Below are 24,948 nucleotides of genomic sequence, written 5' to 3' on the forward strand. Positions count from 1 at the left end.
GTGCAACTACCGCCCTCGCTCAGGCAGCCTCCACCGTCTCGACCGACTACTTCCGGAAGCAGCCTCATGAAAAGACGACAGTATCGACGTCAGCCTTGGATGGGCTTAGAATGCGTATGACTATACTGCGCCCGAAAGCGGCAGTTTGATCATTTTTTGTGCATATCCATTTATGCACACTTTTCAGGCGGGCGCGCTTGCCAAAATTGCTGCAGTGCGTCATGAATATAGCAATGACGCATCTCGATCTGACGATTCTGGTCATCGACGAAAATGCCATTCGCGCCTCGATCATCGAAGAAGGGCTGCGCGAGGCAGGGCATGCGCGCGTCACCGTGGTGCATGAGGTCAACGGCATCGCGCGAACCATCGAAACACTGATGCCCGATGTAATCATCATCGATATCGAAAACCCCAACCGCGACATGATGGAGCATCTGTTCCAGCTGACGCGCACGGTCAGCCGGCCGATCGCCATGTTCGTCGATCGCTCCGACACAGCCTCGATCGAGGCTGCGGTCGATGCCGGCGTCTCGGCCTATATCGTCGACGGATTGAAGAAGGAACGGGTCAAACCGATCCTCGACATGGCCGTCAGCCGCTTCAACGCCTTCAGCCGGCTGCGGCGGGAACTTGCCGATGCCCGCTCGGCGCTCGAGGAACGCAAGCTCATCGAGCGCGCCAAGGGCATACTCATGAAGATGCGCGGACTGTCCGAGGAAGAGGCCTTCGCCCTGTTGCGCCAGACGGCGATGAACGAAAAAAAGAAGATGTCGGAAATCGCCCAGAGCGTTGTCACCGCCGCGGGACTTTTGATGTGACGGCGGGCCTCCTCAATTTCCGGAGGAAACCGGAGTGGATATGATGACGAACACCGCCAGTTCCCAGGGCAGGCTGCCCCTGCCCGCGTTTATCAACAACGAAGGGCCGAAAGTGCTGCGCGCCGGCTTCATTCCGCTCGTCGACGCATCGGTGCTGATCGCAGCGGCCGAATTCGGCTTCGCTGAGAAGGAAGGCCTGACGCTCGATCTCGTCAAGGACGTCTCCTGGGCGAATGTGCGCGACCGCCTGGCATTCCGCCAGTTCGATGTCGCCCACATGCTGTCGCCGATGCCGGTCGCCTCCATGCTCGGTCTCGGCTCCAATCCTTCGCCGACGATCACGCCGTTTTCGCTGGGGCGCGGCGGCAATGCGATCACCCTATCGACGCGGCTCTTCGAACGGATGCGCAATGAGGCCGGATTGCCGGAAACGGCAAGCGCGCTGGATAACGCCCATGCCCTTTCAAAAACGATCGCTTCGATGAAGGCGCGCGGCGAGCCGCTGCCGACCTTCGGGGTCACCTATCCCTTCTCATCGCATAATTACGAATTCCGCTACTGGCTGGCGGCCGGCGGCATCGATCCCGACCAGGACGTCAGGCTCGTCGTCGTACCGCCGCCGATGACGTCGGACGCACTGGCGGCCGGGGCGATCGACGGTTTTTGCGTCGGCGCGCCATGGAACATGGTCGCTTCGGAGCGTGGCCTCGGCCGGATCGTCGCCGCCAAACAGGATATCTGGCCGTCGGCCCCGGAAAAGGTGATCGGCATGCGGCCGGATTGGGCGGAAAGCCATCCGGAGACCGTTTCCCGGCTGATCCTAGCGCTGGACGCAGCAGCCCGCTGGTGCGACCTGCCTGACAATCACGACGCGCTGGCCGCCGCCCTCGCCGATCCCCGCTACATCGCCGCCCCTGTCGACATCATTCGCCGCGTGCTTGCTGGCGAATTCAGCCTCGATGGCAGCGGCAACCGGCGCATCATTGCCGATTATTTCAAGTTTCATTCCGGCTTCGCCAACTATCCCAGGCCAAGCCATGCGCTGTGGATCTACAGCCAGATGATCCGCTGGGGACAGGCCGAAGCCAGCCTCAACAAGGCGCGGGCCGCTGCCTGCGCGTACCGGCCGGATCTCTATCGCGCGGCGCTCGGTGACGCCAGCGCACCCGAGGATGCCGATATCCGCATCGAGGGCAGTGACGAGGGCGACCGCTTCATGGATGGCCACGTCTTCGATCCGACGCGGCTGCCGGAGTATATTGCAGGCTTCGCCGTCAGAAGCGCCCTGCCCTTTGCCTCGGGCGACGACGTCTGATCATACCGGCCTGCCCAAAACGCCAGCAACGATCCGCGTTCACCTCACGAAATCAGCACAAAATATTTGCACGTTTTTTGGCAGGTCGAAAAACAAGCAGGCTGCGAATTTCTAAAAATATACTTCATATTCAATAACTTAAACAAATTAAGCCAAACTGGCACACAGCTTGCAAGGCTATTAGTGCACCGATCAACGGCGATCAGCGCAGAACGAGCGCGCGATAGGCGCTCGCAGAAGGCAGAGACATCCGGCTTCGGATCGAAGACGCAGGTCTCAGTGACATGAATTCGGCGTCCAACGGCGGGCGCCCCCAGCAAAGCCGCTGATCAGGATATTTCGCGCACCTCGTGCATGCGCAGCCTGACCAGCGGCTTTTTGTTTTTAACCCCCAGCGATGGATCGGCGCGACCTTGTCGGGCCACGGAGAAGCCATGTCTGTCATCGAGAAAGTGCCGCCCATGTCCGCCGGCGAACCAGCCAAAGCACTGTGGATCTCCACGGTCGCCTTCACCCTCTGTTTCGCCGTCTGGACGATCTTTGCGATCATCGGCATCCGCATCAAGCAGGAGCTCAACCTGAATGAGGCCGAGTTCGGCTTGCTGGTCGGCACCCCGGTTCTCACAGGTTCGCTCGTGCGCATCGTGCTCGGCATCTGGACGGGACGTTATGGCGGCCGTCTCGTTTACACGCTGACGATGCTTGCCGCCGCAGTGGCGACCTTTCTGCTGTCCTACGCCCATACCTATACGCAGATGCTGATCGCCGGCCTCGGCGTCGGGCTTGCCGGCGGCTCGTTTGCAGTCGGCGTCGCCTATGTCTCGCCTTTCTTCCCGGCGGAGAAGCAGGGAACCGCACTTGGTATCTTCGGCGCCGGCAATGTCGGCGCGGCCGTGACCAAATTCGCCGCCCCCTTCGTTCTGCTCGCCTGGGGCTGGCAGGCGGTTGCCGAAATCTGGGCCGTCTGTCTGGCGCTGATGGCCATCGTCTTCTGGTTCACCACGACAGATGATCCGGCCTTCCGCCTTCGCCGCGAGCGCGGCGTCGCCTCCAAGAGCCTCGCCCAGGAATTCGCGCCGCTGCAGAATATCCAGGTCTGGCGCTTCTCGCTCTACTATTTCTTCGCCTTCGGAGGCTTCGTCGCCCTGTCGCTGTGGCTGCCGCGCTATCTGGTCGGCGTCTACGGTTTCAACCTGGAAACCGCCGGCATGGTCGCAGCCGCCTACTCCATCCCGGGCAGCATCTTCCGGGCCTTCGGCGGCGTGCTGTCGGACAAGAAGGGCGCGCGCAGCGTGATGTATGCGATGCTGGCCGTCTCCGCGGTGGCCACCCTCATCCTGTCTCTGCCGGCTACGACAATTACGCCTGTCATCTTTATCGTCGTCATCTTCGTGCTTGGCTTCTTCATGAGCCTCGGCAAGGCAGCCGTCTTCAAGCACATACCGGCCTACTATCCCGAAAGCGTCGGCGCCGTCGGCGGCATCGTCGGGATGATGGGCGGTCTCGGCGGCTTCATCCTGCCGATCGCCTTCGGCCTTCTCAAGGACATGACCGGCCTTTGGTCCAGCTGCTTCCTGCTGCTTTTCGCGATCGTCGCGATCTCGCTCGTCTGGATGCACCTGTCCGTAAAGCAACTGTCGCGCCAGGGCCACTCGACGCCCGTGGCTGCAACCTGATCCAAGGACCTTCAAATATGACCGAAAAACTCGTCATCATCGGCAATGGCATGGCGCCCGGGCGCATGCTGGAGCACCTCTTCGAGCGGGCGCCCGGACGCTATGAAGTCACGATCTTCAATGCCGAGCCGCGCGTCAATTACGACCGCATCATGCTGTCGCCGGTTCTCTCGGGCGAGAAGGACTACGAGCAGATCATCATTCACGGTGACGGCTGGTATATCAAACACGGCATCATGCTCTACAAGGGCCACAAGATCGTCAACATCGATCGTGAAGCCAAGACCGTCACGTCAGACCACGGCGTCACCGAAAGCTACGACAAGCTGGTGATCGCAACCGGTTCGGTGCCCTTCATCATCCCGGTTCCCGGCAAGGATCTGCCCGGCGTCATCACCTATCGCGATCTCGACGACGTGCAGGCCATGCTGCTTGCCGCCCAGTCGCGCGAAAAGGCTGTCGTCATCGGCGGCGGCCTGCTCGGTCTGGAAGCGGCGGCCGGTCTTGCCCAGCGCGGCATGGACGTCACCGTCCTGCACGTCATGCCGACGCTGATGGAGCGCCAGCTCGATCCTGCCGCCGGTTATCTCCTGCAGAAGGCGGTCGAGGAACGCGGCATCAAGGTCATCTGCAAGGCCAATACCAAAGCGATTATCGGCAACGGCAAGGTCGAGGGCATCGAGCTCGACGACGGCCGCATCATCCCGGCAACCCTCGTCGTGATGGCCGTCGGCATACGTCCGAGTGTCGGCCTGGCGAAGGACGCAGGCCTGGCGGTCAATCGCGGCATCGTCGTCGATGCCGGCATGCAGACCTCGGACGGCGATATCTTCGCGCTCGGCGAATGCGCCGAGGTGGGCGGCATGGTCTACGGCCTCGTTGCGCCGCTCTATGAAATGGCCCGGATCGCCGCAGCACATCTTAGCGACGATCGCACGCCGGCTTTCGTTCACGCCGACACGCCGACCAAACTCAAGGTCACCGGCATCGAACTCTATTCGCTCGGCGATTTCGCCGACGGCGACGATCGCGAGGAGATCGTGCTGCGCGATGCCAGCGCCGGCGTCTACAAGCGTCTGGTGCTGAAGGACAACAAGATCATCGGCACCGTGCTTTACGGCGAAACCGCCGATGGCGCCTGGTTCAACGACCTGAAAAAGAAAGCGACCGATATTTCGGAGATGCGCGAGACGCTGATCTTCGGACAGGCCTATCAGGGAGGGTCGCCGCTGGACCCTATGGCGGCCGTTGCAGCCTTGCCGGATGACGCGGAGATCTGTGGCTGCAACGGCGTATGCAAGGGTAAAATCACCTCGACGATCACGTCGAAGGGGCTGACGTCGCTCGACGACGTGCGCGCCCATACGAAGGCATCCGCCTCGTGCGGCTCCTGCACCGGTCTCGTCGAGCAACTCATGGCGCTGACGCTCGGCGACAGCTACAATCCGGCCGCCGTGCAGCCGATGTGCACCTGCACCGAGCTTGGCCATGACGATGTTCGCCGCCTGATCAAGGCCAAGGGCCTGAAGAGCATCCCTGCCGTCATGCAGGAACTCGAATGGAAAACCTCCTGCGGCTGCGCCAAGTGTCGGCCGGCGCTCAACTATTACCTGGTCTGCGACTGGCCGGACGAATATGCCGACGATTATCAGTCGCGTTTCATCAATGAGCGCGTCCACGCCAATATCCAGAAGGACGGCACCTATTCGGTCGTGCCGCGCATGTGGGGCGGCGTCACCAATTCGAACGAGCTGCGCGCCATCGCCGATGTCGTCGATAAGTTCGAGATCCCGATGGTCAAGGTGACCGGCGGCCAGCGTATCGACCTGCTCGGCATCGAGAAGGAAGATCTGCCCGCCGTCTGGGCCGATCTCGGCAAGGCCGGCTTCGTCTCCGGCCAGGCCTATGCCAAGGGCCTGCGCACGGTGAAGACCTGCGTCGGCTCGGACTGGTGCCGCTTCGGCACGCAGGATTCCACCGGTCTCGGCATTCGCATCGAGAAATTCATGTGGGGCTCCTGGACGCCGGCCAAGCTGAAACTCGCCGTGTCCGGCTGCCCGCGCAACTGCGCGGAAGCAACCTGCAAGGATATCGGCGTGATCTGCGTGGATTCCGGTTTCGAGATCCATTTCGCCGGTGCCGCCGGTCTCGACATCAAGGGCACCGAGGTGCTCGGCCTGGTGAAGACCGAGGACGAGGCGCTGGAGCATATCGTGGCGCTGACGCAAATGTACCGCGAGCAGGCCCGCTATCTCGAGCGCATCTACAAATGGGCCAAGCGCGTCGGCCTGGAGGAAATCCGCCGCCAGATCATGGGTGATGCCGAGAAGCGCACGGCCTATTACGAGCGCTTCGTCTTCAGCCAGAAATTTGCCCAGGTCGATCCCTGGTCGGAGCGTGTCTCCGGCAAGGACAAGCATGAGTTCAAACCGATGGCGACGATCGGCTATCCGCAGGCAGCCGAGTAAGGAGATTGATATGACCTGGCCCAACGAAAACTGGCATCCGATCGGCGACATCTCCGACATTCCCTTACGTGGTGCACGCTGCGTGAAGACGCCGCAGGGCAAGATCGCCGTCTTCCGCACCGCCGAAAACGAGGTCTTCGCCATCGAGGATCACTGCCCGCACAAGGGCGGGCCGCTCTCCCAGGGTATCGTGCATGCCAAAGCCGTGACCTGCCCGCTGCACAACTGGGTGATCTCTCTCGAAACCGGCAAGGCGCTCGGCGCCGACCAGGGCGAGGTGCGGACCATACCGGTTCGCAACGACGACGGCGCCCTGTTCATCGCCCTCGAAAGCCTCCTGATGGCGGCTGAATAATGGCGGCTGAGGTCAAGACCACCTGCCCCTATTGCGGCGTCGGCTGCGGTGTCATCGCGACAGTCGACGAGGCAGGCGCCGTCAGCGTCAAGGGTGACCCGGAGCATCCGTCGAATTTCGGGCGGCTCTGCTCGAAGGGTTCGGCGCTGGCCGAAACGATCGATCTCGACGGCCGGCTTCTCTATCCGGAAATCGCAGGCGCACGCAGCGGCTGGGACGAGGCGCTCGATCTCGTCGCCCGGCGCTTTTCCGAAACGATCGCCGAACACGGGCCTGACGCCGTTGCCTTCTACGTCTCAGGCCAGTTGCTGACCGAAGACTATTACATCGCCAACAAGCTGATGAAGGGTTTCATCGGCTCGGCCAATATCGACACCAATTCGAGGCTCTGCATGTCCTCGTCGGTCGCCGGTCATCGCCGCGCCTTCGGCGCCGATACGGTGCCCGGAACCTATGAGGATATCGAACTCGCCGACCTCGTGGTGCTCACAGGCTCCAACCTCGCCTGGTGCCATCCCGTCATCTACCAGCGGCTGGCTGCCGCAAAGGCAGCGCGGCCCAACATGCGGATCGTCGTCATCGACCCGCGCCGGACGATGACATGCGACATCGCCGACCTGCATCTGGCAATCCGCCCGGACGGCGACGTGGCGCTGTTCATGGGACTGCTTGCTCATCTCGCGACAAGCCCGGCGATCGACCAGAATTATATCGCCTCGCACACCGAAGGTTTCGCCGGCGCCTTTGCGGCCGCCGCAGCACTCGATATCAACGATCTCCTGGAGCGGACCGGCCTGCCGGCCATGCAAATCCGGGAATTCTTCCGGCTGTTCGAGACGACCGAGAAAGTCGTGACCTGCTACAGCCAGGGCGTCAATCAATCCTCCTCCGGCACCGACAAGGTCAATGCCATCCTCAACTGTCATCTGGCGACCGGCCGCATCGGCCGTCCGGGCATGGGGCCGTTCTCGCTGACCGGCCAGCCGAACGCCATGGGCGGGCGCGAGGTCGGCGGTCTCGCCAATATGCTCGCCGCCCATATGGCGATCGAGAACCCTGATGATCGCGATCGCGTGCAGCGCTTCTGGGAATCGCCCGTCATCGCCGCAAAACCCGGCCTGAAGGCGGTCGACATGTTCCGCGCCGTGGCCGACGGCCGCATCAAGGCGCTCTGGATCATGGCCACCAATCCCGTCGTCTCGATGCCGGATGCCGACAGCGTCGAAAGCGCGATCGCGGCCTGTCCTTTCGTCGTCGTCTCGGACATCCTCAAAGAGACGGATACGGCCCGGCACGCCGAGGTGCTTCTGCCCTCGCTCGGCTGGGGCGAAAAAGACGGCACCGTCACCAATTCCGAACGGCGCATTTCCAGACAGCGGCCATTTCTCGGGCTCCCTGGCGATGCAAGGGCCGACTGGTGGCAGCTTGCGGAGGTCGGACGCCGCATGGGCTTTGCCGCCGCTTTCGATTTCGACACGCCGGCGGAAATCTTCGCCGAACACGCCGCCCTTTCCGCTTTCGAAAATAACGGCAGCCGCGATTTCGACATCGGCGCCCGCGCCGGCATGACCGGTGACGCCTATGACGCGCTCTCGCCGTTTCAGTGGCCGCAAGCGGCAGGGACAGAACCCGGCGTCACCCGCTTCTTCGCCGATGGCGGTTTCTACCATGCCGACGGCAAGGCACGCTTCGTCGCGGTCGAGCCGCCCGAAACCAACCGCACCAATGCCGACTTCCCCTTCACGCTGAATACCGGACGCATCCGCGACCAGTGGCACACGATGACGCGGACGGGAAAGAGCGCCCGGCTTTCCGCCCATATCGCCGAACCCTTTGCGGAAATCCATCCGCGCGATGCGATCGAGACCGGCATCTCGAGCGCGGGTCTCGTCGAGATCGACAGCCCTCACGGCAAGGCGATCGTCCGGGCGCTGGTGACCGATCGCCAGGCGCGCGGCGGCATCTTCGCGCCGATGCACTGGAACGACCAGTTCGCGGCAAAGGCGCGGATCGATGCGGTAGTCGCGCCGATCACCGACCCCTTTTCCGGTCAGCCCGCCTCGAAGAACGTCGCCGTCGCCATTCGCTCCTTCCGCGCCACGCATTACGGCTTCGCCGTCTCTGCCGTAAAACCTGCTACGCCCGACGCCGGCTACTGGGCGCTGGCGAAAGCCGATGGCGGCTGGCGGCTGGAGCTTGCCTTCACCGAGGCGGTCGAAGACTGGACCGCCTGGTGCCGTGCGGTTTTCGCCATTCCGGACGAGGTCGAGCCGCTCGGTTATGCCGACCGGCAATCCGGCGACCTGAGGCTCGCCTTTTTCGACGGCGAGACCCTGCTCGCCGCACTGTTCCTCGCCCGCGAGCCGGTTGCCGTCGCGCGCAACTGGGCGATCTCGCAGCTTACCACCTCGCATGGCGATCTCAGGAAACGCTTTGCGCTCGTCGCCGGGCGTCCCGGCGCCGGAAGGCCGGATCCGGGCGCCACCGTCTGTTCCTGCTTCAGTGTCGGGGTCAATCAGATCGCTGCCGCCGTGCGCGGCGGATGCCACAGCGTCGAGGCGGTCGGCAAGGAAACGAGTGCCGGAACCAATTGCGGCTCCTGCCGCAGCGAAATCGGCAGGATCATCGATCGCTGTCTGGCAGCCGCCGCCGAGTGAATACGCAAAGCAAGCAACCGCCGACGGCCGATGTCAGGCCGCGGCGGGGACGATCAGCATTCTGCGGTCGGCGGAGATGCGGACCGAAATCTCGTCATAGGATGAGAGGGTCGGATGCGAGGTTTCCATCTTCTGGTGATGGGTTGCCGTGACGACCATGACATCGGCGCCGGCCGCCTCACCAGCGGTGATGCCGGCAGCGACATCCTCGAATACCAGGCAATCCCGCGTGCCGACGCCGAGCCGTTCGGCGCCCAGAATATAACATTGCGGATCGGGTTTTCCGACCTTCACATCCTCCGCCGTCACCATGAATTTCGGCAGCGGCAGGCCTGCCGCCTCCAGCCGCCGATGGGCAAGACGCAGCGGCGAAGAGGTGACGATCGCCCAGCGATCCGGCGGCAGCGTACTCAGGAATGCTGCAGCACCCGGAATGGCTACGACATCGCCGACATCGGCGATTTCAGCCTCGGTTACCAGCCTGGCCTCATGTTCCGGGTCGACGCCCGGCAGGTTCAGCCGGGCGATGGTGTCGACGCCGCGCGATCCATGCATCTTCGGCAAAAAGGCGGCGACATCGAGCCCTTGACGCTTTGCCCAGTCGCTCCATACACGCTCGGCGGCACGGATCGAATTGAGGATGGTGCCGTCCATATCGAACAGGAAGGCGGCATAAGGCTTCTCGAAGCCGCGGAGCATCGGCAGGAACAAAGGCGGATCCTTTTGAGGAAGAGTCTCGGATGGTTGCCGCTATCGATGGATCAAACGGCAAATGATTGGCTTTTGCAAGCTCTCGCCGGGAGATACCCGTCATGTCTCCAATTGGCGACATGCATCAGCGCAGCAGCTTCAGCGAGCCCGTCAGCGAGCGGATCCACTTCGTCGGACCGGCGAGCCCGACGCCGTCGATGGGTTCCGAAGACAGGTCGCGTCCCGGCATCGAAGCCTGGTAATCGGCATAGACGTGCAGGGCGCGGGCAAAACGCGGGAACGGCACGACCAGGGCTCCGTCGGGCGCCGGCAATGCCTTCAGTAACAGCGATCTCAGATCCGCGGCTGCCGCCTGCAGCACCGGAACCGGCTTGTTGGCGCTGACATGAAATATCCGGCCTGCCTGATCGCTCAGCCGCGCACCGGCAAGCGCGGGGGCCGCAGCGCCGAGCCCGATCGACAGCACGGCAACTGTATTGGCAAGTTCGCCGGCCGGCAGCCCCGGCTCGACGATCACCGCGACACGCCAGTCCTCACCCGTCATCCCTCGTCTCCCTTCCTGGTTCGATCTCCTCACCCTATCGAAGGCCAGGGAAATATCCTGCCTATTCCTGTCGTCCCGCCCGCGATTTTGGTAGGATCTACCCTTTCATTGATAAAATTCGAAAGGACTTGCCGATGATGGAATTCGAGCCGGGAGATATCCGCATATTGAAGGCGCTGCAGAGCGAGGGGCGGCTGACCAACCAGGAGCTGGCGGAACGCGTGGGAATGTCGACTTCGCCCTGCTGGCGCAGAGTGAAACGGCTGGAGGAAGCCGGCGTCATCCGCGGCTATCAGGCGCTCGTCGATCGACGCGCCGTCGGCCTCGGCGTCCTCGCCTTCGTGCGCGTGCAGATCGATACGCATTCCCATGACGAGGCCGAGCGTTTCGAGCGCGAGGTCGGAGAACTGGAGGCGGTCATCGCCTGTTATTCCGTCGCCGGCGAAGCCGACTTCCTGCTGCAGGTGGTCGCAACCGATCTCGACAACTATGCGGAATTTGCCATGACGGTGATCCGCCGCCTGCCCGGCATCAAGGAGATGCATACGATGTTCGTACTGAAGGACATCAAGGCGTCGACGATCCTGCCCGTGCCGCTATCGGCCACCGGCCGCTCGCGCTGACGCGCTGAGACCGTCATCTAAAAAGCTGTGCTGCCGGTGGCGATCAGATCGCAGGCGAGGCGCAGGCCGATCTGGTCGTGGCACGGTGCATCGCGGCCGCCGGCGAGTTCCAGCTCGGCGGCAACGTCGGCGCGCAGATAGGCCTGCGTCGTCGGGTCGACGCGGGTCGGAACGGCTGGCCACAACGAGGGGCGGCTGACGTCGATCGCTGCTATACCGGCCTTCTCGCCGCCCATGGCGGAGGACGCGATCGCCATCCCGCCTGCCGTCAGGGCGAGTGCAAGGGCAATCTGGAGGACGAGATCTGCGGCCTCGCGCGGGGAAACGAACATAGCGGCCTCATGCTGCTGATTTTTAGCGCTTCACCACGCCACTAAGGCAGGCGGCAGCCGTGATCCAGCGGCTTCGGCGGTTAAGGTTTATGCGTAACCATGGCGACAACGCCGCATCGTACCGGCAGTTTTTCTACAACTTTCGGAACAATGATTCCCGCAGGCGGTTACACCAGGGTCATCCAATGTGAAAATCAAAGGAGGATATCCTCATGACCAAATCCCTTATCGCCGCTTCGCTGCTGGCGATCGGCATGGCATCGTCGGCCTTTGCCCAGTCGAACCCCGATCCGATCGGGCCTACCAACGGCGGCTCGACCGATCCGAGTTCGGGTAACTATTCATCCGATTACACCAACAGTGACAACGGCATGTATCCGGTGCGCGTCGCTCCGGTCGATCCGATGACGACACAGAGCATCGGTCAACCGCAGACGATGGAATGCCCTGGCATGCCGCAGCAGAGATCGGGCGTCGACACACGCGGCGGCGAAAGCGGCGCCTCGATCAGCGAAGCCTGCCGCGAATACGACAACTGACAGGCAGTCTTCGCTTCAAAGCATGTCGCGCAAAAGTGCGCCACGCTTGAAAAAGGCCGGTTCACGCCGGCCTTTTTCATGTAGCAGGCGATGAAACGTTTTCCCCGGACGAAACTTTTGATCCGGACTTTGCGTCCATCCGTAGCAGCCTGAAAGAACAGCAGGGAACGGTCTCATTGGCAAAGGACGCGGCAAAACCGGTCATTCTGTGGTTTCGCAAGGATTTGCGCCTTGATGACAACCAGGCGCTCAAGGCAGCCGCTCTCTCCGGGCGGCCGATCATCCCTCTCTATATCAAAGAGCCCGCGGCACACACCGGTGCGCTCGGTGCGGCGCAGGCGTGGTGGCTGCATCATTCGCTGGAAGCGCTCGACGGGTCGCTCCGCAAGCGGCAAGGACGGCTGATGCTTGCCAGCGGCGAGGCGCTCGAGGTGCTTGACGCCCTCATCCGGGAGAGCGGCGCCGAAGCCGTTTTCTGGAACCGGCGTTACGATCCATCCGGCGCTGCCATCGACATCCGTATCAGCCGCGAATTGGAAAAGCAGGCGATCGAGGTGAGAAGCTTCGGCGGCCAGTTGCTGCACGAACCCTCCCGGCTGATGACCGGCAGCGGCACCCCCTATCGCGTCTATACGCCGTTCTGGCGCGCGCTGGAGGGCGCCGGCGAACCGGAGCCGCCGCTGGAGGCGCCGCTAAAACTGCGGCTGGCAGCGCAGCTTGCGAAATCGGAAAGGCTGGAGAGCTGGAAACTGCTGCCGACGAAGCCGGACTGGGCAAAGGATTTTGGTGACCTCTGGACGCCGGGCGAACAAGGCGCGCGGGAAAAGCTCCGTTCCTTCGTCGAAGACAGACTCGACGGCTATAAGGAAAACCGCGACTATCCGGCGAAGCCGGCGACATCGATGCTGTCGCCGCATCTGGCGCTTGGCGAGATCTCCCCTGCCCGCATCTGGGACGCGACGCGCGGTCTGTCGAAACGGGTGCCGACGGCCGACATCGTGCATTTCCGCAAGGAGATCGCCTGGCGCGAATTCTCCTATCACCTGCTGTTCCATTTCCCGCGTCTCGCTTCGGACAATTGGAACGCTCGTTTCGATGGCTTCGAATGGCGCAATGGCGATGACGATTTCGAGGCTTGGCGCCGGGGTGTGACCGGCTATCCGATCGTCGATGCCGGCATGCGCCAACTCTGGCGCCACGGCTGGATGCACAATCGCGTGCGGATGATCGTCGCCTCCTTCCTCATCAAGGATCTGATGATCGACTGGCGCCGGGGCGAAGCCTGGTTTCGCGATACGCTAGTCGATGCCGATCCCGCCAACAATGCGGCAAGCTGGCAATGGGTGGCGGGTTCGGGCGCCGATGCCTCACCGTTCTTCCGGATCTTCAACCCGGTGCTGCAGGGCCAGACCTTCGATCCCGAAGGCGACTATGTCAAAGCGCATGTGCCGGAGCTTCGAGAACTCGGGGCGAAATACATCCACCGGCCGTTCGAGGCGCCGAAGAGCATGCTCGACGAGGCCGGCATCACGCTTGGCCAAACCTATCCGAAACCGATCGTCGACCATGCGAATGCGCGCAACCGGGCGCTCGCCGCCTACAAGGCAATGGGATAGCCTGTGAATGCATTTCGGCCCGCACCGCGCCAGACCCGTTATCGGCTTCGGCGGGTCCGGTCTTTTCATCCGCGCAAAGACGCCGAAACACATTGAACTGCTTCTATAGTCTTATCTTAAATCGGTTCCGATTTGAGCAATAATGCAGTAGCCTTCGATGTAATGGCCGGGGGGCCGTGTGTATTATCAGGTGCTTCGTCGTCCCTAACCGGCAAGAATGTTGGAGGAGGAGAGATGAGCAAGGCGCAGGACTGGAATTTGCTGGCTCGCGATGCGGTGACGCTGACGGCCGAAAACATGTCCCGCATGGTGAAGGGCCTGCCCTTCAAGGCAAAGCTGGCGCTGCGCGGGCTTCTGCACATGCAGCACGGTTCGCTCGCCGTTACTCTCCCCGATGGCCGCAGGCTGCTGGTCGAGGGCCAGAAGGCCGGGCCAAAGGCGGCGCTCAGCCTGCACAACTGGAACCTTGCCTATCGGGCGCTGACGAGCGGCACGATCGGGGTCGCCGAGACCTATATGGACGGCGACTGGGACAGTCCCGATACCACCGCCTTCCTCGAACTCTTCCTCGTCAACGGCGAGGCCGCGTTCAGCTATGCGCATGGCAAAAGCGGTATCGGCCGCCTCTTCGAGCGTGTGCGCCACTGGATGAACGCCAATACCATGACGGGCTCGAAGCGCAACATCTCGGCCCATTACGATCTCGGCAATGATTTCTACAGGCAATGGCTCGATCCGAGCATGACCTATTCCTCAGCTCTCTACTCCACAGGGGCCAACGACCTGCAATCGGCGCAGAACGCCAAATATCGCGCGCTCGCCGAAGCGACCGGCATCGGGCCCGGGGATCACGTGCTGGAAATCGGCTGCGGCTGGGGCGGTTTTGCCGAATTCGCCGCCGGCGAATTGAACTGCAAGGTGACGGGCCTGACAATCAGCCGCGAACAGCTTGCATTTGCGCAGGAGCGCATCCACAAGGCCGGTCTCGACGATCGCGTCGAATTCCGTTTCCAGGATTACCGCGACGAGACCGGGCTCTACGACCGGATCGTCTCGATCGAAATGTTCGAAGCGGTCGGCGAGAAATACTGGCCGTCCTATTTCTCCAAGCTCCGGCAATGCCTGAAACCCGGCGGCAAGGCCGGCCTGCAGATCATCACGATCAAACCCGAGTCCTTCGACCAGTATCGCAGCAATCCCGACTTCATCCAGAAATATGTCTTTCCCGGCGGCATGCTGCCGACGCGCAATCACCTGGCCGAACTCGCCGGCAAGGTCGATTTGTCACTGGTCAGAGACTTCAGCTTCGGGCTCGACTATGCCCGGACGCTGGCCGAATGGCGCGAGCGCTTCTGGTCGGTCTGGGAACGCATCCGCCCGATGGGCTTCGACGAGCGTTTCAAACGGCTCTGGGAATTCTATCTGTTCTATTGCGAAGCCGGCTTCCGCGCCCGCAATATCGATGTGCGCCAGGTCGTATTCTCGCGCCGCTGATCATTCCGCCGGATGCGGTGTCGCCGGATGGTGACCGGCCGATGGCGGCCGCTCGCGCCAGCCGGTGACGCGGCTCATCAGCGGGAAATAAGCGCCATAGGGAAGCAGTCGCGCGAGTTTCAGCATGGTGGTGAAACGCCGGGGGAAGCTGATCTCGAAGGCCTGCGATTTCAGCCCGGCGGCAATCTGCCGGGCCGCCTCCTCGACCGATACCACTGCCGTCATCGGAAAGGCGTTCTTGCCAGCCGCCGGCGTATCGACGAACCCCGGGCTGACGAGCTGGATGCGGATGCCGATCTTGTCGAGATCGAATTTCAGGCTTTCGGCCATGTTGATCAGCGCCGCCTTGGTGGCGCCATAGGCTGCACCCGTCGGCAGGCCGCCATAACCGGTGGCGCAGGAGACGATGGCGATCTGCCCCTGCCCTTTCGCCTTCATATGGCCGATCGCCGGCAGCAGGCAGTTGACGACGCCGGAAAGATTGACGGCGAAGCTTTTGTCGAAATCGGCGCGGTTCAGCTCTTCGGCCTGAACAGGCAGATAGACGCCGGCATTGAGGATCGCCATGGCGAGAGTGCCGTGTTCGTATTCGATGGAGGCCATGACATGTTCCATGTCCTCGGCATCGGTGACGTCGCCGTCGAGAACGACGATGCTGCCGGAAAGTCCGCGGGCCTCGGCCTGCAATTCGACCAGCTTTTCGTGACTTCTGGCGGTAACCGCGACCTTGTATCCTTCGGCCGCGAGCTTCAGCGCAAGCGCCCGGCCGATACCCGAGCTTGCCCCGGTGATCCAGACGACTCCATGTTCGGGACGGGCGATGAAATCATGCATGACATGTTCCTCCTGCTCTGCCTTGCCAACACGAAAACAGGTCCGGAAGTTTCTCTGCTCCTCCCGGATTTATGGTCCTATCACACCATTGTGGCTGCTTTCAGCCGATCAGATCGCCGATCATCTGACGAAAGGATCCCGTCAGCCTGACCGGCCCGTCCGAAACGGCAAAGGCGATGCAAGGCCTGTCCTTCTCGGCGACCGGCCGGTGGTCGACCGTCTCGTCGGCAATGGAGATGTCGCCGGGGCCGAAACGGCCGCGTTCATCGTTGAAGGCGCCGTCGAGGATGAGGATCAGTTCCATGCCCTTGTGGGTATGCGCCGGCAAGGCCCGGCCCGGGCGGATCCACATCAGGTTGACCTCGCAGCCGTCCATGTCGAGGCAATATTCCTTGAAGCCCGGCAACCGCGTGCGCCAGGGCACATCCTCGGCTTCGAAGCCGACAAGATCGCGCAACGCCTGGGGGAACAGCGTGTTTACCCGCCGCCTGGCCGCCGGCGCCGAGATCGGAGAGGCGGAGGAAAAGATCGCCGCAAGCCGCCGGTCGCGGTCGGCAATGGCGGCTACAGGCGCGCTTTCGAGCGCCTCCCCGGCGAGCAATTCGAGGCTGTTCACCAGGCTGCGATTATCCGGTTTCATTTCGAGATGGGACCGCACCAGCACACGCGCCGGCTCGGGCAAGGAGCCGGCGACATAATGCGCCATCAATGCATCGATCGTGTCGATCTGCTCGTGAACCATGTCGATTTCGGTCACGCCCCGTTGCCGCGCTCCGTTTTCGCTTTGTCGTCATCCGTACGGGGAAAGTCAATCTTCGGATCACCCCCACCAAGGGCGGGATCGTCAGCCATGCGTCATTTCGGGGGAGAAGGCCAAATTTTATCGTGTCCGACAGAGGCGTGGAATAGCATTTCTTGCCAACTCAGCCTTGTGAAGGGAAAAGACCGTTCCTAAAGTAAGAGTTCGAATAGAGGCAGATTCCATGACCTTCCACCCTTCCGTCCTCGAAGCCATCGGCAACACGCCCCTGATCAAACTCAAGGGCGCTTCGGCTGCGACCGGCTGCACCATTCTCGGCAAGGCGGAGTTCCTGAACCCCGGCCAGTCGGTGAAGGATCGCGCCGCGCTCTACATCATCCGCGACGCGGAGCGGAAGGGCCTGCTTCGGCCCGGCGGCGTCATCGTCGAAGGCACGGCCGGCAATACCGGCATCGGGCTGACCCTGGTCGCCAAGGCGCTCGGCTACCGCACCGTCATCGTCATCCCGGAAACGCAGAGCCAGGAAAAGAAGGACGCGCTGAAACTGCTCGGCGCCGAACTCGTCGAAGTGCCCGCCGTTCCCTACAAGAACCCGAACAATTATGTGAAGGTCTCCGGGCGGCTTGCCGAGCAGCTGGCGAAGACCGAGCCGAACGGGGCGATCTGGGCAAACCAGTTCGACAACGTCGCCAACCGCCAGGCGCACATCGAAACGACCGCTCGGGAAATCTGGAGGGATACCGACGGCAAGGTCGACGGCTTCATCTGCTCCGTCGGCTCCGGCGGGACGCTGGCCGGTGTCGCCGCCGGCCTCAAGGCTTTCAATGCGGACGTCAAGATCGGCATCACCGATCCCGACGGCGCCGCCCTTTATGAATTCTACCAGAACGGCACGTTGAAATCCGAGGGATCCTCGATCACCGAGGGCATCGGCCAGGGCCGCATCACCGCCAATCTCGAAGGTTTCACGCCTGATTTCTCCTATCGGGTCTCCGATGCCGAGGCGCTTCCCTATCTTTTCGACCTCGTCGAAAACGAAGGCCTGTGCCTCGGCGGCTCGACGGCGATCAACATTGCCGGTGCGGTCAAACTCGCCCGGGATCTCGGCCCCGGTCACACGGTGGTGACGATCCTCTGCGACTACGGCAACCGCTATCAGTCGAAGCTCTTCAATCCGGATTTCCTGACCTCGAAGGGACTGCCCGTTCCGGGCTGGATGGCCAAATCGTCCGAGATAGACGTTCCCTACGAACCCGCGTGAGACCCCATGCCCGTCAATGCCCTCTATCGTGACGACTTCTATCTCTCGACATGCGAGGCGATCGTCACCGCCGTTCACGAAGACGGGGGCATCGAACTGGACCAGACCTGTTTCTATGCGACATCAGGCGGCCAGCCGGGCGATACCGGAGCGCTTGAACGGGCCGACGGCACCAAAATCGCGCTCGGCCAGACGAAGCACGGCCCGAGCAAGGATATCGTCATCCATGTGCCGCTCGAAAACGAGCCGCGGCCCGATGTCGGCGAAAAGCTGGTGCTGCATGTCGACTGGCAGCGCCGCTACAGGCTGATGCGCATGCACACGGCCTGCCACCTGCTGTCCGTCGTCTGCTCCTATCCGATCACCGGGGCTGCCGTCGGCGAGGAGGAAAGCCGCGTCGATTTCGACATGACCGAGACGATCGACAAGGACGCGGTAACGGCCAGGCTGATGGAACTGGTCGCAGAGAATCATCCGGTCTATCTGCAATGGATTACCGACGACGAGCTTGCGGCCAATCCCGATATCGTCAAATCGAAGAACGTGCGCCCGCCGATCGGGCTCGGGCGCGTCAGCCTAGTCTGCATCGGCGAGAACTCCTCGATTGACAGCCAGCCCTGCGGCGGCACACATGTCTCGGAGACACAGGAAGTCGGCCAGATCCATATCGCCAAGATCGAAAAGAAGGGCAAAGAAAATCGGCGCTTCCGCATCCGATTCGGTACGCCCGGCGACGAAGCCTGACCATCAAGGGAGAGCATAATGAGTGAGACCAAGAGCCGTTTCGTCGTCTCGGCCGATTGGCTGCAGGCCGAGCTCGGGAAACCGGATCTGCGCGTACTGGATGCCTCCTTCTATCTGCCGGCGCAGAAGCGCGATGCCGACGCCGAATATGCCGCCGGCCATATTCCCGGCGCCATCCGTTTCGACCAGGACAAGATCGCCGACCATTCGACCTCGCTGCCCCACACGATCCCCTCGCCCGATTATTTCGCCGCTGAGGTCGGCAAGCTCGGCATCAGCGAGAACGACCGCATCGTCGTCTATGACGGCATCGGCCTGTTCGCCTCGCCGCGCGTCTGGTGGCTGTTCCGGGTAATGGGGGCAAAGAATGTCTTCGTGCTCGACGGGGGACTCGACGGCTGGAGGGCCGAAGGCCGCCCGCTCGAAACCACAGCACCCAACTTTGCGCCGGCGACCTTCACGCCTGACTTCGACGAGAGCCGCGTGGTGACGCTCGACCGCATGCGCGACATCGTTTCGAGTGGCGCGATGCAGATCGCCGACGCCCGCAGCGCCGGCCGCTTCGCCGCCGCCGAACCCGAACCGCGCGCCGGCATGCGCTCGGGCCATATGCCCGGCGCCCGCAGCCTGCCCTCCGGCGTCTTCGCCAATCAGGGCCGGTTCAAATCGCTGCCCGAACTCCGCCGGACGATCGAGGATGCCGGCATCGATCTTTCGAAGCCCGTCGTCACCTCCTGCGGCTCAGGCATAACAGCCGCGATCATCACGCTGGCGCTGGAATCGCTCGGCCATCACGACAACAAGCTCTATGACGGCTCATGGAGCGAATGGGGCAGCCGTGAGGATACGCCCATCGTCACCGGCCCGCCGACGCCTGTTAAAGCCTGATCGCCATGGGAAAGACGCCCGCTTCGCTCAAAGCCCACATCACTCGGCTGGAAATGACGGCGCCGCCGAAGGCGAGCATGCCGGTGCCCGTCAATATTCAGACGGCGATCATGCGCACGCCTGAGATCCCGCTGCCCTTCTACCGCTACCTCTACCGGCAGGTGGGCGCGCGCTGGCAATGGGTGGACCGGCTGCGCATGAGCGATGAGCAGCTTGCGGGGACGCTGAACGACAAGCGCAACAATATCAGCGTCCTCTATGTCAACGGCGCGCCTGCCGGCTTCTACGAATATTTCTGCGAGGACGAGGATACGATCGAGCTCAGCCATTTCGGCCTGATCGAACACGCGCTCGGCCTCGGCATCGGCAAATGGTTCCTGCTGCAGGCGCTCTACGCCATCTGGTCACTCAACCCGAAGCGGGTCACCACCACGACGAACAATCTCGACCACCCGCGCGCGCTGCAGCTCTACCAGATGTATGGCTTCTCTCCGGTATCCACTGGCACCGGCATCGTCCGGCCGCTGAGCGACAAGGAGTTGCTGGAGCTGGCGCGGAAAAGCTGACGGGTTCTTTCCCGACGCAGCAAGAGGCGGCGAGCGCTGCGTCAGGCTGCTTGGGCGGCGCGGATCATTGTGGCGCTCGAAATCGAGCGTGCGGCCCGACTGCTCCTTCAGTTCCGCCACCTCCCTCCTTTCGCCGTGCAGCGTCTCACGAAGAATAGCTTCGCTTCTCTCAGGCGCAAGAAACGGGTGGCTTGAGCGGAGGCTCGGGTGCAATTTCATGGCGATCACAAAGGAGATTTCCATGACCGCCATTCGTTTTGCCGCCATGCCGACCGCCGATGCCGAAGCCCTCTGGAACGGTGGCCGTGATGCCTATGACAACCTGCCCGAGACGATGATATCAGACGGCGACGGCAATCCTTGCCGCCATTGCCTGCAGAATATCGAAGAGGGCGAGGAGTTCTTGGTTTTCGCCTACCGGCCCTTCCCGGCGCTGCAGCCCTATGCCGAGACCGGGCCGATTTTCCTGCACAAACAGCCCTGCCGGCGCTACGCCGCCGAGGAGATCCAGCCGCCGGTGCTGGCGATGAGCCCCGATTTCATCGTCCGAGGCTACAACGAGGACAACCGCATCGTCTATGGCACCGGTGCCGTAACCCTCATCGGCGATATTGCATCCTATGGGGAAAAGCTGCTGGCGCGGCCTGACATCGCCTATGTGCATGTGCGCTCGGCGCGCAACAACTGCTTTCAGTGCCGGATCAACAAGGTAAAAGCGCCGGCCTCTGTGGAGACCGGCGCCTTTGGTTGACCTAGAGTCAGGAAGCTTACGCTACGTTCAGCACGCTTTCCGGTGCGAAGGCCTCATAGCCGAGTGCCTCGGCGACCGGCTTGTTGGTGATGCGGCCCTTGTGCACGTTGAGGCCGTTCCTCAGATGCTTGTCTTCGGCAATGGCGCGCAGGCCTCGGTCAGCAAGCGCCAGACCGTGGACCAGCGTCGCATTGTTCAGCGCATGCGCCGAGGTGACGGGGACTGCGCCCGGCATGTTGGCGACGCAGTAATGCACCACGCCATCGACCTCGTAGGTCGGATCGGAATGGGTGGTCGCATGTGAGGTCTCGAAGCAGCCGCCCTGGTCGATGGCGACGTCGACGATGACGGCGCCCTTCTTCATGCCGGACAGCATCTCGCGGGTGACGAGCTTGGGTGCCGCGGCACCGGGGATCAGCACGGCGCCGATAATCAGATCGGCCGAGAAGACCTCCTCCTCCAGCGCCTGGATGCTGGAATAGCGGGTGTGGATGCGGCCAGCGAAAATATCGTCGAGCTGGCGCAGGCGCGGCAGCGACCTGTCGAGGATGCTGACATCGGCGCCGAGACCGGCAGCCATCCGGGCCGCGTGCAGGCCGACGACACCGCCGCCGATCACGGTGACCTTGGCCGGGAGCACACCCGGCACGCCGCCGAGCAGGATACCGAGGCCGCCATTGGCCTTCTGCAGGGCGGTTGCTCCCGCCTGGATCGACAGGCGGCCGGCGACTTCGGACATCGGCGCCAGCAGCGGCAGGCCGCCGCGCTCGTCGGTCACCGTTTCATAGGCGATCGCGGTAACACCGGAGGCGATCAGCCCCTTGGTCTGTTCGGGATCGGGCGCCAGATGCAGATAGGTGTAGAGTAGCTGACCGTCGCGAAGCTGCGCCCATTCGGAAGGCTGCGGCTCCTTCACCTTGACGATCATGTCGCACTTTTCGAAAATATCCCTCGCGGAGGCGGCGATCTTCGCGCCAGCCGCGGCATAGGCGGCGTCATCGGCGCCGATGCCGGCGCCCGCCTTGGTCTCCACCCAGACTTCGTGGCCGTGGGCGACATATTCGCGCACCGAAGCCGGCGTCAGACCGACGCGATATTCATGATTCTTGATTTCCTTCGGGCAACCGACACGCATGGGCGTTCCTCTCCTGTCATCTCCGCAATCGCGGGATCTCCTCAGAGGATGAATCCAACCACCAAGGCCGCGAAATGTCCTTGCAAAGACGATTTGCCGAGAGGCGATTTTTCGGCGATTATTGTGTTCTTTTCCACTTTCTTCGAAGGTTCTTCGAATGGCCGATCTCGATACCATCGATCTTGCGATTCTCAAGGCATTGCAGGCCAATGCCCGGATCACCAATGCCGAGCTTGCCGAGAGGATCGGACTGTCGCCTTCGGCCTGTTCGCGCCGGCTCGACATCCTGGAAAGAAGCGGCGTCATCGACGGCTACCATGCGCGGCTTTCGCACAAGGCGCTCGACTACAAGATGATCGCTATCGTGCATATCTCGCTCTCCGGCCAGTTTGCCAAGACGCTGGCGGAATTCGAGGCGGCGGTGAAGCTCTGCCCCAACGTGCTCGTCTGTTATCTGATGTCGGGCGAATACGACTATATTCTGAGGGTCGCCGCCCGCGATCTCGAAGATTACGAGCGGATCCACCGCGACTGGCTTTCGGCCCTGCCCCATGTCGTCAAAATCAATTCGAGCTTCGCGCTCAGAGAAATCATCGACAAGCCGAATGTCGGGCTTTGAGGCCTTGCATATTTGCCGAAAGCCTGCCCAGACTTTTCATGCGCGCGGGCGTTTCCCGCTCATTGGCAAATCATGACATCGAAAACCCCAGGCTATATTTTCGCCCTGCTGGCGCTCACCATCTTTTCGCTGCAGGACGCCATCTCCAAACACCTGGCATCCGCCTATCCGCCGATCTTCGTGACGATGATCCGCTACTGGGCTTTCGCGCTTTTCACCATCGTCCTCGCCTCGAAGATGCGCGGCGGCCTCAAGGCGACGGCCCGCACCAAACGCCCCTTCCTGCAGGTGACGCGCGGCGTACTGCTTGCGGTCCAGGTGGTTCTGGCCATCACCTGTTTTGCCGTGATCGGCCTTGCCCGTTCACAGGCGATTTTTTCCGCGACGCCGATCCTGATCGCACTGCTGGCGATGCCGATCCTCGGCGAGCGGGTCGGGTGGCGGCGGTGGGCGGCGATCGGCGCCGGACTTTTCGGGGTACTGCTGATCCTGAAGCCGGAAGGCGAATTTTTCGATGTGAAGCTGCTTATCGCCGTCGCCTCCTGCTTCAACTTCGCCTTCTACGTCATCGCCACCCGCCTCGTCAGCCGCGACGATTCGTCGATGACGAGCTTCTTTTATACCGGCGTCGTCGGCGGCGTGACGATGACGCTGATCGGGCCATTCTACTGGAGCTGGATGTCGCCGGGCGACTGGGGCTGGATGGCGCTCGTCTGCATGACCAGCATTTCCAGCCATTATTTCCTGATCCGCGCCTACGATATTCTCGATGCCGCCGCCGTCCAGCCGCTGACCTATCTGTCGCTTGTCTATGCCTCGATCATCGGCGTGACGATCTACGGAGAAACGCTGAGCTTCAACATGATCGTTGGCTCGGTCATCGTGGTCGGGGCCGGCATCTTCACCGTCTGGCGTGAACATGTGGTGGGACGCAGGGCGTCCGCCGCTGGAGTACTGCGCGTCGAATAGGCTCCTAAGACGTTGGGCGCGGGACAGCCATCCGGGCGGCTCGATGTGCTCGTCAACAATGCGGGCATGATGCAGGAAGCTCTCGCCGAGGACATGACGCTGGCGGATTGGGAGCGGAACATCGCCGTCAATCTCACCACGCCCTTCATGCTGATCAAGGCCGCCCTGCCGCATCTCAGAGCGTCGACGGGCGCCATCGTCAATATCGGCTCGATCGAGGGTCTGGGATCGAACCCGAAACATGCGGCCTATTGTGCGTCCAAGGCCGGTCTTCACGGCCTGACGCGGGCAATCGCGATCGATCACGGAGCCGAGGGCATCCGCTGCAATGCGGTTGCCCCCGGCTGGATCGATACCGACCTCAACGTGGATTTCATCGAGAGCATGCCGGACCCGCAGGCCTTCCGCCGAGCGATCGGCCGCATCCATCCCGTCGGACGGACAGGAAGGCCGGAAGAAGTGGCGTCACTGGTCGCCTGGCTTGCCTCGCCGGAAGCCGGCTTCGTCACCGGTCAGGTCTGGACCATCGATGGCGGGCGCATGGCGAAGCTGAGCCTGCCCTGAATGAATGTGGGATGGCGAGTGCAGCGGTTTGCTTGTCACGCCGGCGCGTGAAACAGATCTAGAAAATGCTGAATCGCTTATATGATCGTTTCAGTGCAATTTTAGCCAAGCCACTAAAACCATTTCAATTTTCGGACGCTATGCTCTCTTTCTGTATCCAAGGGAGACAGTATGACCCGCAACTTGAAAATCACGGCGCGGAAGGCCGACCGGCAGAACTGCCGTGTCTTCGGCAGCGTCAAATATCTGAACAGCGAAATAGATGTCCGCATTCTCAACCTGTCGGTGACTGGCGCCGCCCTGGAGACGAAGACGCCGCTCCATGCCGCTTCCGGCAGCAAGGTGCGCATCGAAGCCGAAAATATCGGACTGCTCGAAGGCATCATCCGCTGGAAGCACAATGGCCGCATCGGCGTGCAGTTCGACGTGAATTCGAATGCTCGGGCACAGGTCTCCTCCTATTTCCGCTTTTTCCATAAGGAAATACGGCCGGTGCTGGCGGTACGTCAGCTGAGAGCCGCGACCAGCAGCGACCGCCCACCTCATTCGGCGGCGCCGACGCTGAAATCGTAAAGCCGCATCGCTTCTGCGCCGGGAACGGCTGAGATCGTCCAGGAACTGCGGTTGGTGCCGGTGCCGCCCGCAGGCGATGAAGTTTCCAGATTTGCCGCCGTCGCCAGCAGCTTTACCACATCGCCCTAAAGTG

The 24,948-nt window shown here is 62.3% G+C and carries 26 protein-coding genes and 1 pseudogene; 19 read left to right on the forward strand and 8 right to left on the reverse strand.

Annotation, left to right across the window (positions count from 1 at the left end; all coding sequences use genetic code 11):
* Window positions 1–233: 233 nt before the first annotated feature.
* From GGD57_RS23040 to GGD57_RS23065, 6 genes are all read left to right on the forward strand, one after another.
* Window positions 234–821, forward strand: a complete 588-nt coding sequence (locus GGD57_RS23040) for an ANTAR domain-containing response regulator (protein ID WP_064838202.1) — start codon at window positions 234–236, stop codon at window positions 819–821.
* A 34-nt stretch (window positions 822–855) separates the two neighbouring features.
* On the forward strand, window positions 856–2,136 hold the full coding sequence (locus GGD57_RS23045; protein ID WP_184472565.1) for an ABC transporter substrate-binding protein: 1,281 nt from the start codon (window positions 856–858) through the stop codon (window positions 2,134–2,136).
* 434 nt (window positions 2,137–2,570) lie between these two features.
* Entirely contained in the window at window positions 2,571–3,812 is a 1,242-nt protein-coding gene (locus GGD57_RS23050) for an MFS transporter (RefSeq protein ID WP_184472566.1), read from the forward strand.
* 17 nt (window positions 3,813–3,829) lie between these two features.
* A complete protein-coding gene (gene nirB, locus GGD57_RS23055) occupies window positions 3,830–6,280 on the forward strand; it encodes a nitrite reductase large subunit NirB (protein ID WP_184472567.1) in 2,451 nt (816 codons plus the stop codon).
* A gap of 10 nt (window positions 6,281–6,290) precedes the next feature.
* The gene (gene nirD, locus GGD57_RS23060; RefSeq protein WP_184472568.1) at window positions 6,291–6,635 is read left to right on the forward strand and encodes a nitrite reductase small subunit NirD; all 345 of its coding nucleotides are present in this window, start codon (window positions 6,291–6,293) and stop codon (window positions 6,633–6,635) included.
* Entirely contained in the window at window positions 6,635–9,292 is a 2,658-nt protein-coding gene (locus tag GGD57_RS23065) for a nitrate reductase (RefSeq protein WP_184472569.1), read from the forward strand. The genes nirD and GGD57_RS23065 overlap by 1 nt, the downstream gene beginning before the upstream one ends.
* A 33-nt stretch (window positions 9,293–9,325) precedes the next feature.
* Here the strand turns inward: GGD57_RS23065 and GGD57_RS23070 are convergent, their stop codons facing one another.
* Both GGD57_RS23070 and GGD57_RS23075 read right to left on the reverse strand, forming a co-directional pair.
* Entirely contained in the window at window positions 9,326–10,003 is a 678-nt protein-coding gene (locus tag GGD57_RS23070; protein WP_184472570.1) for an HAD family hydrolase, read from the reverse strand.
* Window positions 10,004–10,127: 124 nt separating this feature from the next.
* Complete coding sequence (locus GGD57_RS23075) at window positions 10,128–10,547, reverse strand: DUF2000 domain-containing protein (RefSeq protein WP_184472571.1); 420 nt, start codon at window positions 10,545–10,547, stop codon at window positions 10,128–10,130.
* 137 nt (window positions 10,548–10,684) lie between these two features.
* Between GGD57_RS23075 and GGD57_RS23080 the strand changes: the two genes are divergently transcribed.
* Complete coding sequence (locus GGD57_RS23080) at window positions 10,685–11,170, forward strand: Lrp/AsnC family transcriptional regulator (RefSeq protein ID WP_184472639.1); 486 nt, start codon at window positions 10,685–10,687, stop codon at window positions 11,168–11,170.
* Between the two features lie 17 nt (window positions 11,171–11,187).
* On the opposite strand, the gene GGD57_RS23085 is transcribed toward GGD57_RS23080, so the two are convergent.
* Window positions 11,188–11,502, reverse strand: a complete 315-nt coding sequence (locus tag GGD57_RS23085) for a hypothetical protein (protein ID WP_184472572.1) — start codon at window positions 11,500–11,502, stop codon at window positions 11,188–11,190.
* Window positions 11,503–11,714: 212 nt separating this feature from the next.
* Between GGD57_RS23085 and GGD57_RS23090 the strand changes: the two genes are divergently transcribed.
* The 3 genes from GGD57_RS23090 (at window position 11,715) to GGD57_RS23100 (ending at window position 15,151) form a co-directional block, all read left to right on the forward strand.
* A complete protein-coding gene (locus tag GGD57_RS23090; RefSeq protein ID WP_085736989.1) occupies window positions 11,715–12,041 on the forward strand; it encodes a hypothetical protein in 327 nt (108 codons plus the stop codon).
* 176 nt (window positions 12,042–12,217) lie between these two features.
* Window positions 12,218–13,657, forward strand: coding sequence for a cryptochrome/photolyase family protein (locus tag GGD57_RS23095; protein WP_184472573.1), 1,440 nt, complete (start codon window positions 12,218–12,220; stop codon window positions 13,655–13,657).
* A gap of 234 nt (window positions 13,658–13,891) precedes the next feature.
* Window positions 13,892–15,151, forward strand: coding sequence for an SAM-dependent methyltransferase (locus tag GGD57_RS23100; RefSeq protein WP_184472574.1), 1,260 nt, complete (start codon window positions 13,892–13,894; stop codon window positions 15,149–15,151).
* On the opposite strand, the gene GGD57_RS23105 is transcribed toward GGD57_RS23100, so the two are convergent.
* Together GGD57_RS23105 and GGD57_RS23110 are read right to left on the reverse strand one after the other, a co-directional pair.
* Window positions 15,152–15,985 carry an SDR family NAD(P)-dependent oxidoreductase gene (locus tag GGD57_RS23105; RefSeq protein ID WP_184472575.1) on the reverse strand — a complete coding sequence of 278 codons (834 nt, stop codon included), beginning with the start codon at window positions 15,983–15,985 and terminating at the stop codon, window positions 15,152–15,154.
* 100 nt (window positions 15,986–16,085) lie between these two features.
* Entirely contained in the window at window positions 16,086–16,742 is a 657-nt protein-coding gene (locus GGD57_RS23110) for a ChrR family anti-sigma-E factor (protein WP_184472576.1), read from the reverse strand.
* A gap of 226 nt (window positions 16,743–16,968) precedes the next feature.
* On the opposite strand from GGD57_RS23110, the gene GGD57_RS23115 reads away from it, so the two are divergent.
* From GGD57_RS23115 to GGD57_RS23130, 4 genes are read left to right on the forward strand one after another with little or no spacing between them, the layout of a single operon-like run.
* Window positions 16,969–18,006, forward strand: coding sequence for a cysteine synthase A (locus tag GGD57_RS23115; protein ID WP_184472577.1), 1,038 nt, complete (start codon window positions 16,969–16,971; stop codon window positions 18,004–18,006).
* Window positions 18,007–18,012: 6 nt separating this feature from the next.
* Entirely contained in the window at window positions 18,013–18,750 is a 738-nt protein-coding gene (locus GGD57_RS23120) for an alanyl-tRNA editing protein (RefSeq protein WP_184472578.1), read from the forward strand.
* Between the two features lie 18 nt (window positions 18,751–18,768).
* Complete coding sequence (gene sseA, locus GGD57_RS23125; protein ID WP_184472579.1) at window positions 18,769–19,638, forward strand: 3-mercaptopyruvate sulfurtransferase; 870 nt, start codon at window positions 18,769–18,771, stop codon at window positions 19,636–19,638.
* A gap of 5 nt (window positions 19,639–19,643) precedes the next feature.
* Window positions 19,644–20,204, forward strand: a complete 561-nt coding sequence (locus tag GGD57_RS23130; protein ID WP_184472580.1) for a GNAT family N-acetyltransferase — start codon at window positions 19,644–19,646, stop codon at window positions 20,202–20,204.
* 33 nt (window positions 20,205–20,237) lie between these two features.
* On the opposite strand, the pseudogene GGD57_RS29545 reads toward GGD57_RS23130, so the two are convergent.
* Window positions 20,238–20,447, reverse strand: a pseudogene (locus tag GGD57_RS29545) (hypothetical protein); the annotation flags it as partial.
* Between GGD57_RS29545 and GGD57_RS23135 the strand changes: the two are divergent.
* Entirely contained in the window at window positions 20,446–20,955 is a 510-nt protein-coding gene (locus GGD57_RS23135; protein ID WP_184472581.1) for a DUF1203 domain-containing protein, read from the forward strand. The pseudogene GGD57_RS29545 and the gene GGD57_RS23135 sit on opposite strands and share 2 nt — an antisense overlap.
* A 16-nt stretch (window positions 20,956–20,971) precedes the next feature.
* Here the strand turns inward: GGD57_RS23135 and ald are convergent, their stop codons facing one another.
* Window positions 20,972–22,090, reverse strand: coding sequence for an alanine dehydrogenase (gene ald, locus GGD57_RS23140; protein WP_184472582.1), 1,119 nt, complete (start codon window positions 22,088–22,090; stop codon window positions 20,972–20,974).
* 157 nt (window positions 22,091–22,247) lie between these two features.
* Between ald and GGD57_RS23145 the strand changes: the two genes are divergently transcribed.
* The 4 genes from GGD57_RS23145 to GGD57_RS23160 all read left to right on the forward strand — a co-directional run bounded on the left by GGD57_RS23145 (window position 22,248) and on the right by GGD57_RS23160 (window position 24,815).
* The gene (locus GGD57_RS23145; RefSeq protein WP_003573658.1) at window positions 22,248–22,709 is read left to right on the forward strand and encodes an Lrp/AsnC family transcriptional regulator; all 462 of its coding nucleotides are present in this window, start codon (window positions 22,248–22,250) and stop codon (window positions 22,707–22,709) included.
* Window positions 22,710–22,781: 72 nt separating this feature from the next.
* A complete protein-coding gene (locus GGD57_RS23150) occupies window positions 22,782–23,678 on the forward strand; it encodes a DMT family transporter (RefSeq protein WP_184472583.1) in 897 nt (298 codons plus the stop codon).
* Between the two features lie 12 nt (window positions 23,679–23,690).
* Window positions 23,691–24,242: an SDR family NAD(P)-dependent oxidoreductase gene (locus GGD57_RS23155; protein ID WP_246713723.1), complete on the forward strand. Its 552-nt coding sequence runs from the start codon at window positions 23,691–23,693 to the stop codon at window positions 24,240–24,242.
* Window positions 24,243–24,413: 171 nt separating this feature from the next.
* Window positions 24,414–24,815: a PilZ domain-containing protein gene (locus GGD57_RS23160; protein ID WP_184472584.1), complete on the forward strand. Its 402-nt coding sequence runs from the start codon at window positions 24,414–24,416 to the stop codon at window positions 24,813–24,815.
* Here GGD57_RS23160 and GGD57_RS23165 read toward each other — a convergent pair.
* The gene (locus GGD57_RS23165) at window positions 24,785–24,934 is read right to left on the reverse strand and encodes a hypothetical protein (RefSeq protein WP_184472585.1); all 150 of its coding nucleotides are present in this window, start codon (window positions 24,932–24,934) and stop codon (window positions 24,785–24,787) included. The genes GGD57_RS23160 and GGD57_RS23165 overlap by 31 nt on opposite strands.
* Window positions 24,935–24,948 lie beyond the last annotated feature (14 nt).

It is taken from the genome of Rhizobium esperanzae (assembly GCF_014197615.1).
Classification (GTDB): Bacteria; Pseudomonadota; Alphaproteobacteria; order Rhizobiales; family Rhizobiaceae; genus Rhizobium; species Rhizobium esperanzae_A.

Excerpts from the sequence above, each read along its gene's own strand:
- GGD57_RS23040 (WP_064838202.1), top strand. The coding sequence starts at position 234 with ATGACGCATCTCGATCTGACGATTCTGGTCATCGACGAAAATGCCATT.
- GGD57_RS23050 (WP_184472566.1), top strand. The coding sequence starts at position 2,571 with ATGTCTGTCATCGAGAAAGTGCCGCCCATGTCCGCCGGCGAACCAGCC.
- nirB (WP_184472567.1), top strand. The coding sequence starts at position 3,830 with ATGACCGAAAAACTCGTCATCATCGGCAATGGCATGGCGCCCGGGCGC.
- nirD (WP_184472568.1), top strand. The coding sequence starts at position 6,291 with ATGACCTGGCCCAACGAAAACTGGCATCCGATCGGCGACATCTCCGAC.
- GGD57_RS23065 (WP_184472569.1), top strand. The coding sequence starts at position 6,635 with ATGGCGGCTGAGGTCAAGACCACCTGCCCCTATTGCGGCGTCGGCTGC.
- GGD57_RS23075 (WP_184472571.1), bottom strand. The coding sequence starts at position 10,547 with ATGACGGGTGAGGACTGGCGTGTCGCGGTGATCGTCGAGCCGGGGCTG.
- GGD57_RS23080 (WP_184472639.1), top strand. The coding sequence starts at position 10,685 with ATGGAATTCGAGCCGGGAGATATCCGCATATTGAAGGCGCTGCAGAGC.
- GGD57_RS23085 (WP_184472572.1), bottom strand. The coding sequence starts at position 11,502 with ATGTTCGTTTCCCCGCGCGAGGCCGCAGATCTCGTCCTCCAGATTGCC.
- GGD57_RS23090 (WP_085736989.1), top strand. The coding sequence starts at position 11,715 with ATGACCAAATCCCTTATCGCCGCTTCGCTGCTGGCGATCGGCATGGCA.
- GGD57_RS23100 (WP_184472574.1), top strand. The coding sequence starts at position 13,892 with ATGAGCAAGGCGCAGGACTGGAATTTGCTGGCTCGCGATGCGGTGACG.
- GGD57_RS23105 (WP_184472575.1), bottom strand. The coding sequence starts at position 15,985 with ATGCATGATTTCATCGCCCGTCCCGAACATGGAGTCGTCTGGATCACC.
- GGD57_RS23115 (WP_184472577.1), top strand. The coding sequence starts at position 16,969 with ATGACCTTCCACCCTTCCGTCCTCGAAGCCATCGGCAACACGCCCCTG.
- GGD57_RS23120 (WP_184472578.1), top strand. The coding sequence starts at position 18,013 with ATGCCCGTCAATGCCCTCTATCGTGACGACTTCTATCTCTCGACATGC.
- sseA (WP_184472579.1), top strand. The coding sequence starts at position 18,769 with ATGAGTGAGACCAAGAGCCGTTTCGTCGTCTCGGCCGATTGGCTGCAG.
- GGD57_RS23130 (WP_184472580.1), top strand. The coding sequence starts at position 19,644 with ATGGGAAAGACGCCCGCTTCGCTCAAAGCCCACATCACTCGGCTGGAA.
- GGD57_RS23135 (WP_184472581.1), top strand. The coding sequence starts at position 20,446 with ATGACCGCCATTCGTTTTGCCGCCATGCCGACCGCCGATGCCGAAGCC.
- ald (WP_184472582.1), bottom strand. The coding sequence starts at position 22,090 with ATGCGTGTCGGTTGCCCGAAGGAAATCAAGAATCATGAATATCGCGTC.
- GGD57_RS23145 (WP_003573658.1), top strand. The coding sequence starts at position 22,248 with ATGGCCGATCTCGATACCATCGATCTTGCGATTCTCAAGGCATTGCAG.
- GGD57_RS23150 (WP_184472583.1), top strand. The coding sequence starts at position 22,782 with ATGACATCGAAAACCCCAGGCTATATTTTCGCCCTGCTGGCGCTCACC.
- GGD57_RS23160 (WP_184472584.1), top strand. The coding sequence starts at position 24,414 with ATGACCCGCAACTTGAAAATCACGGCGCGGAAGGCCGACCGGCAGAAC.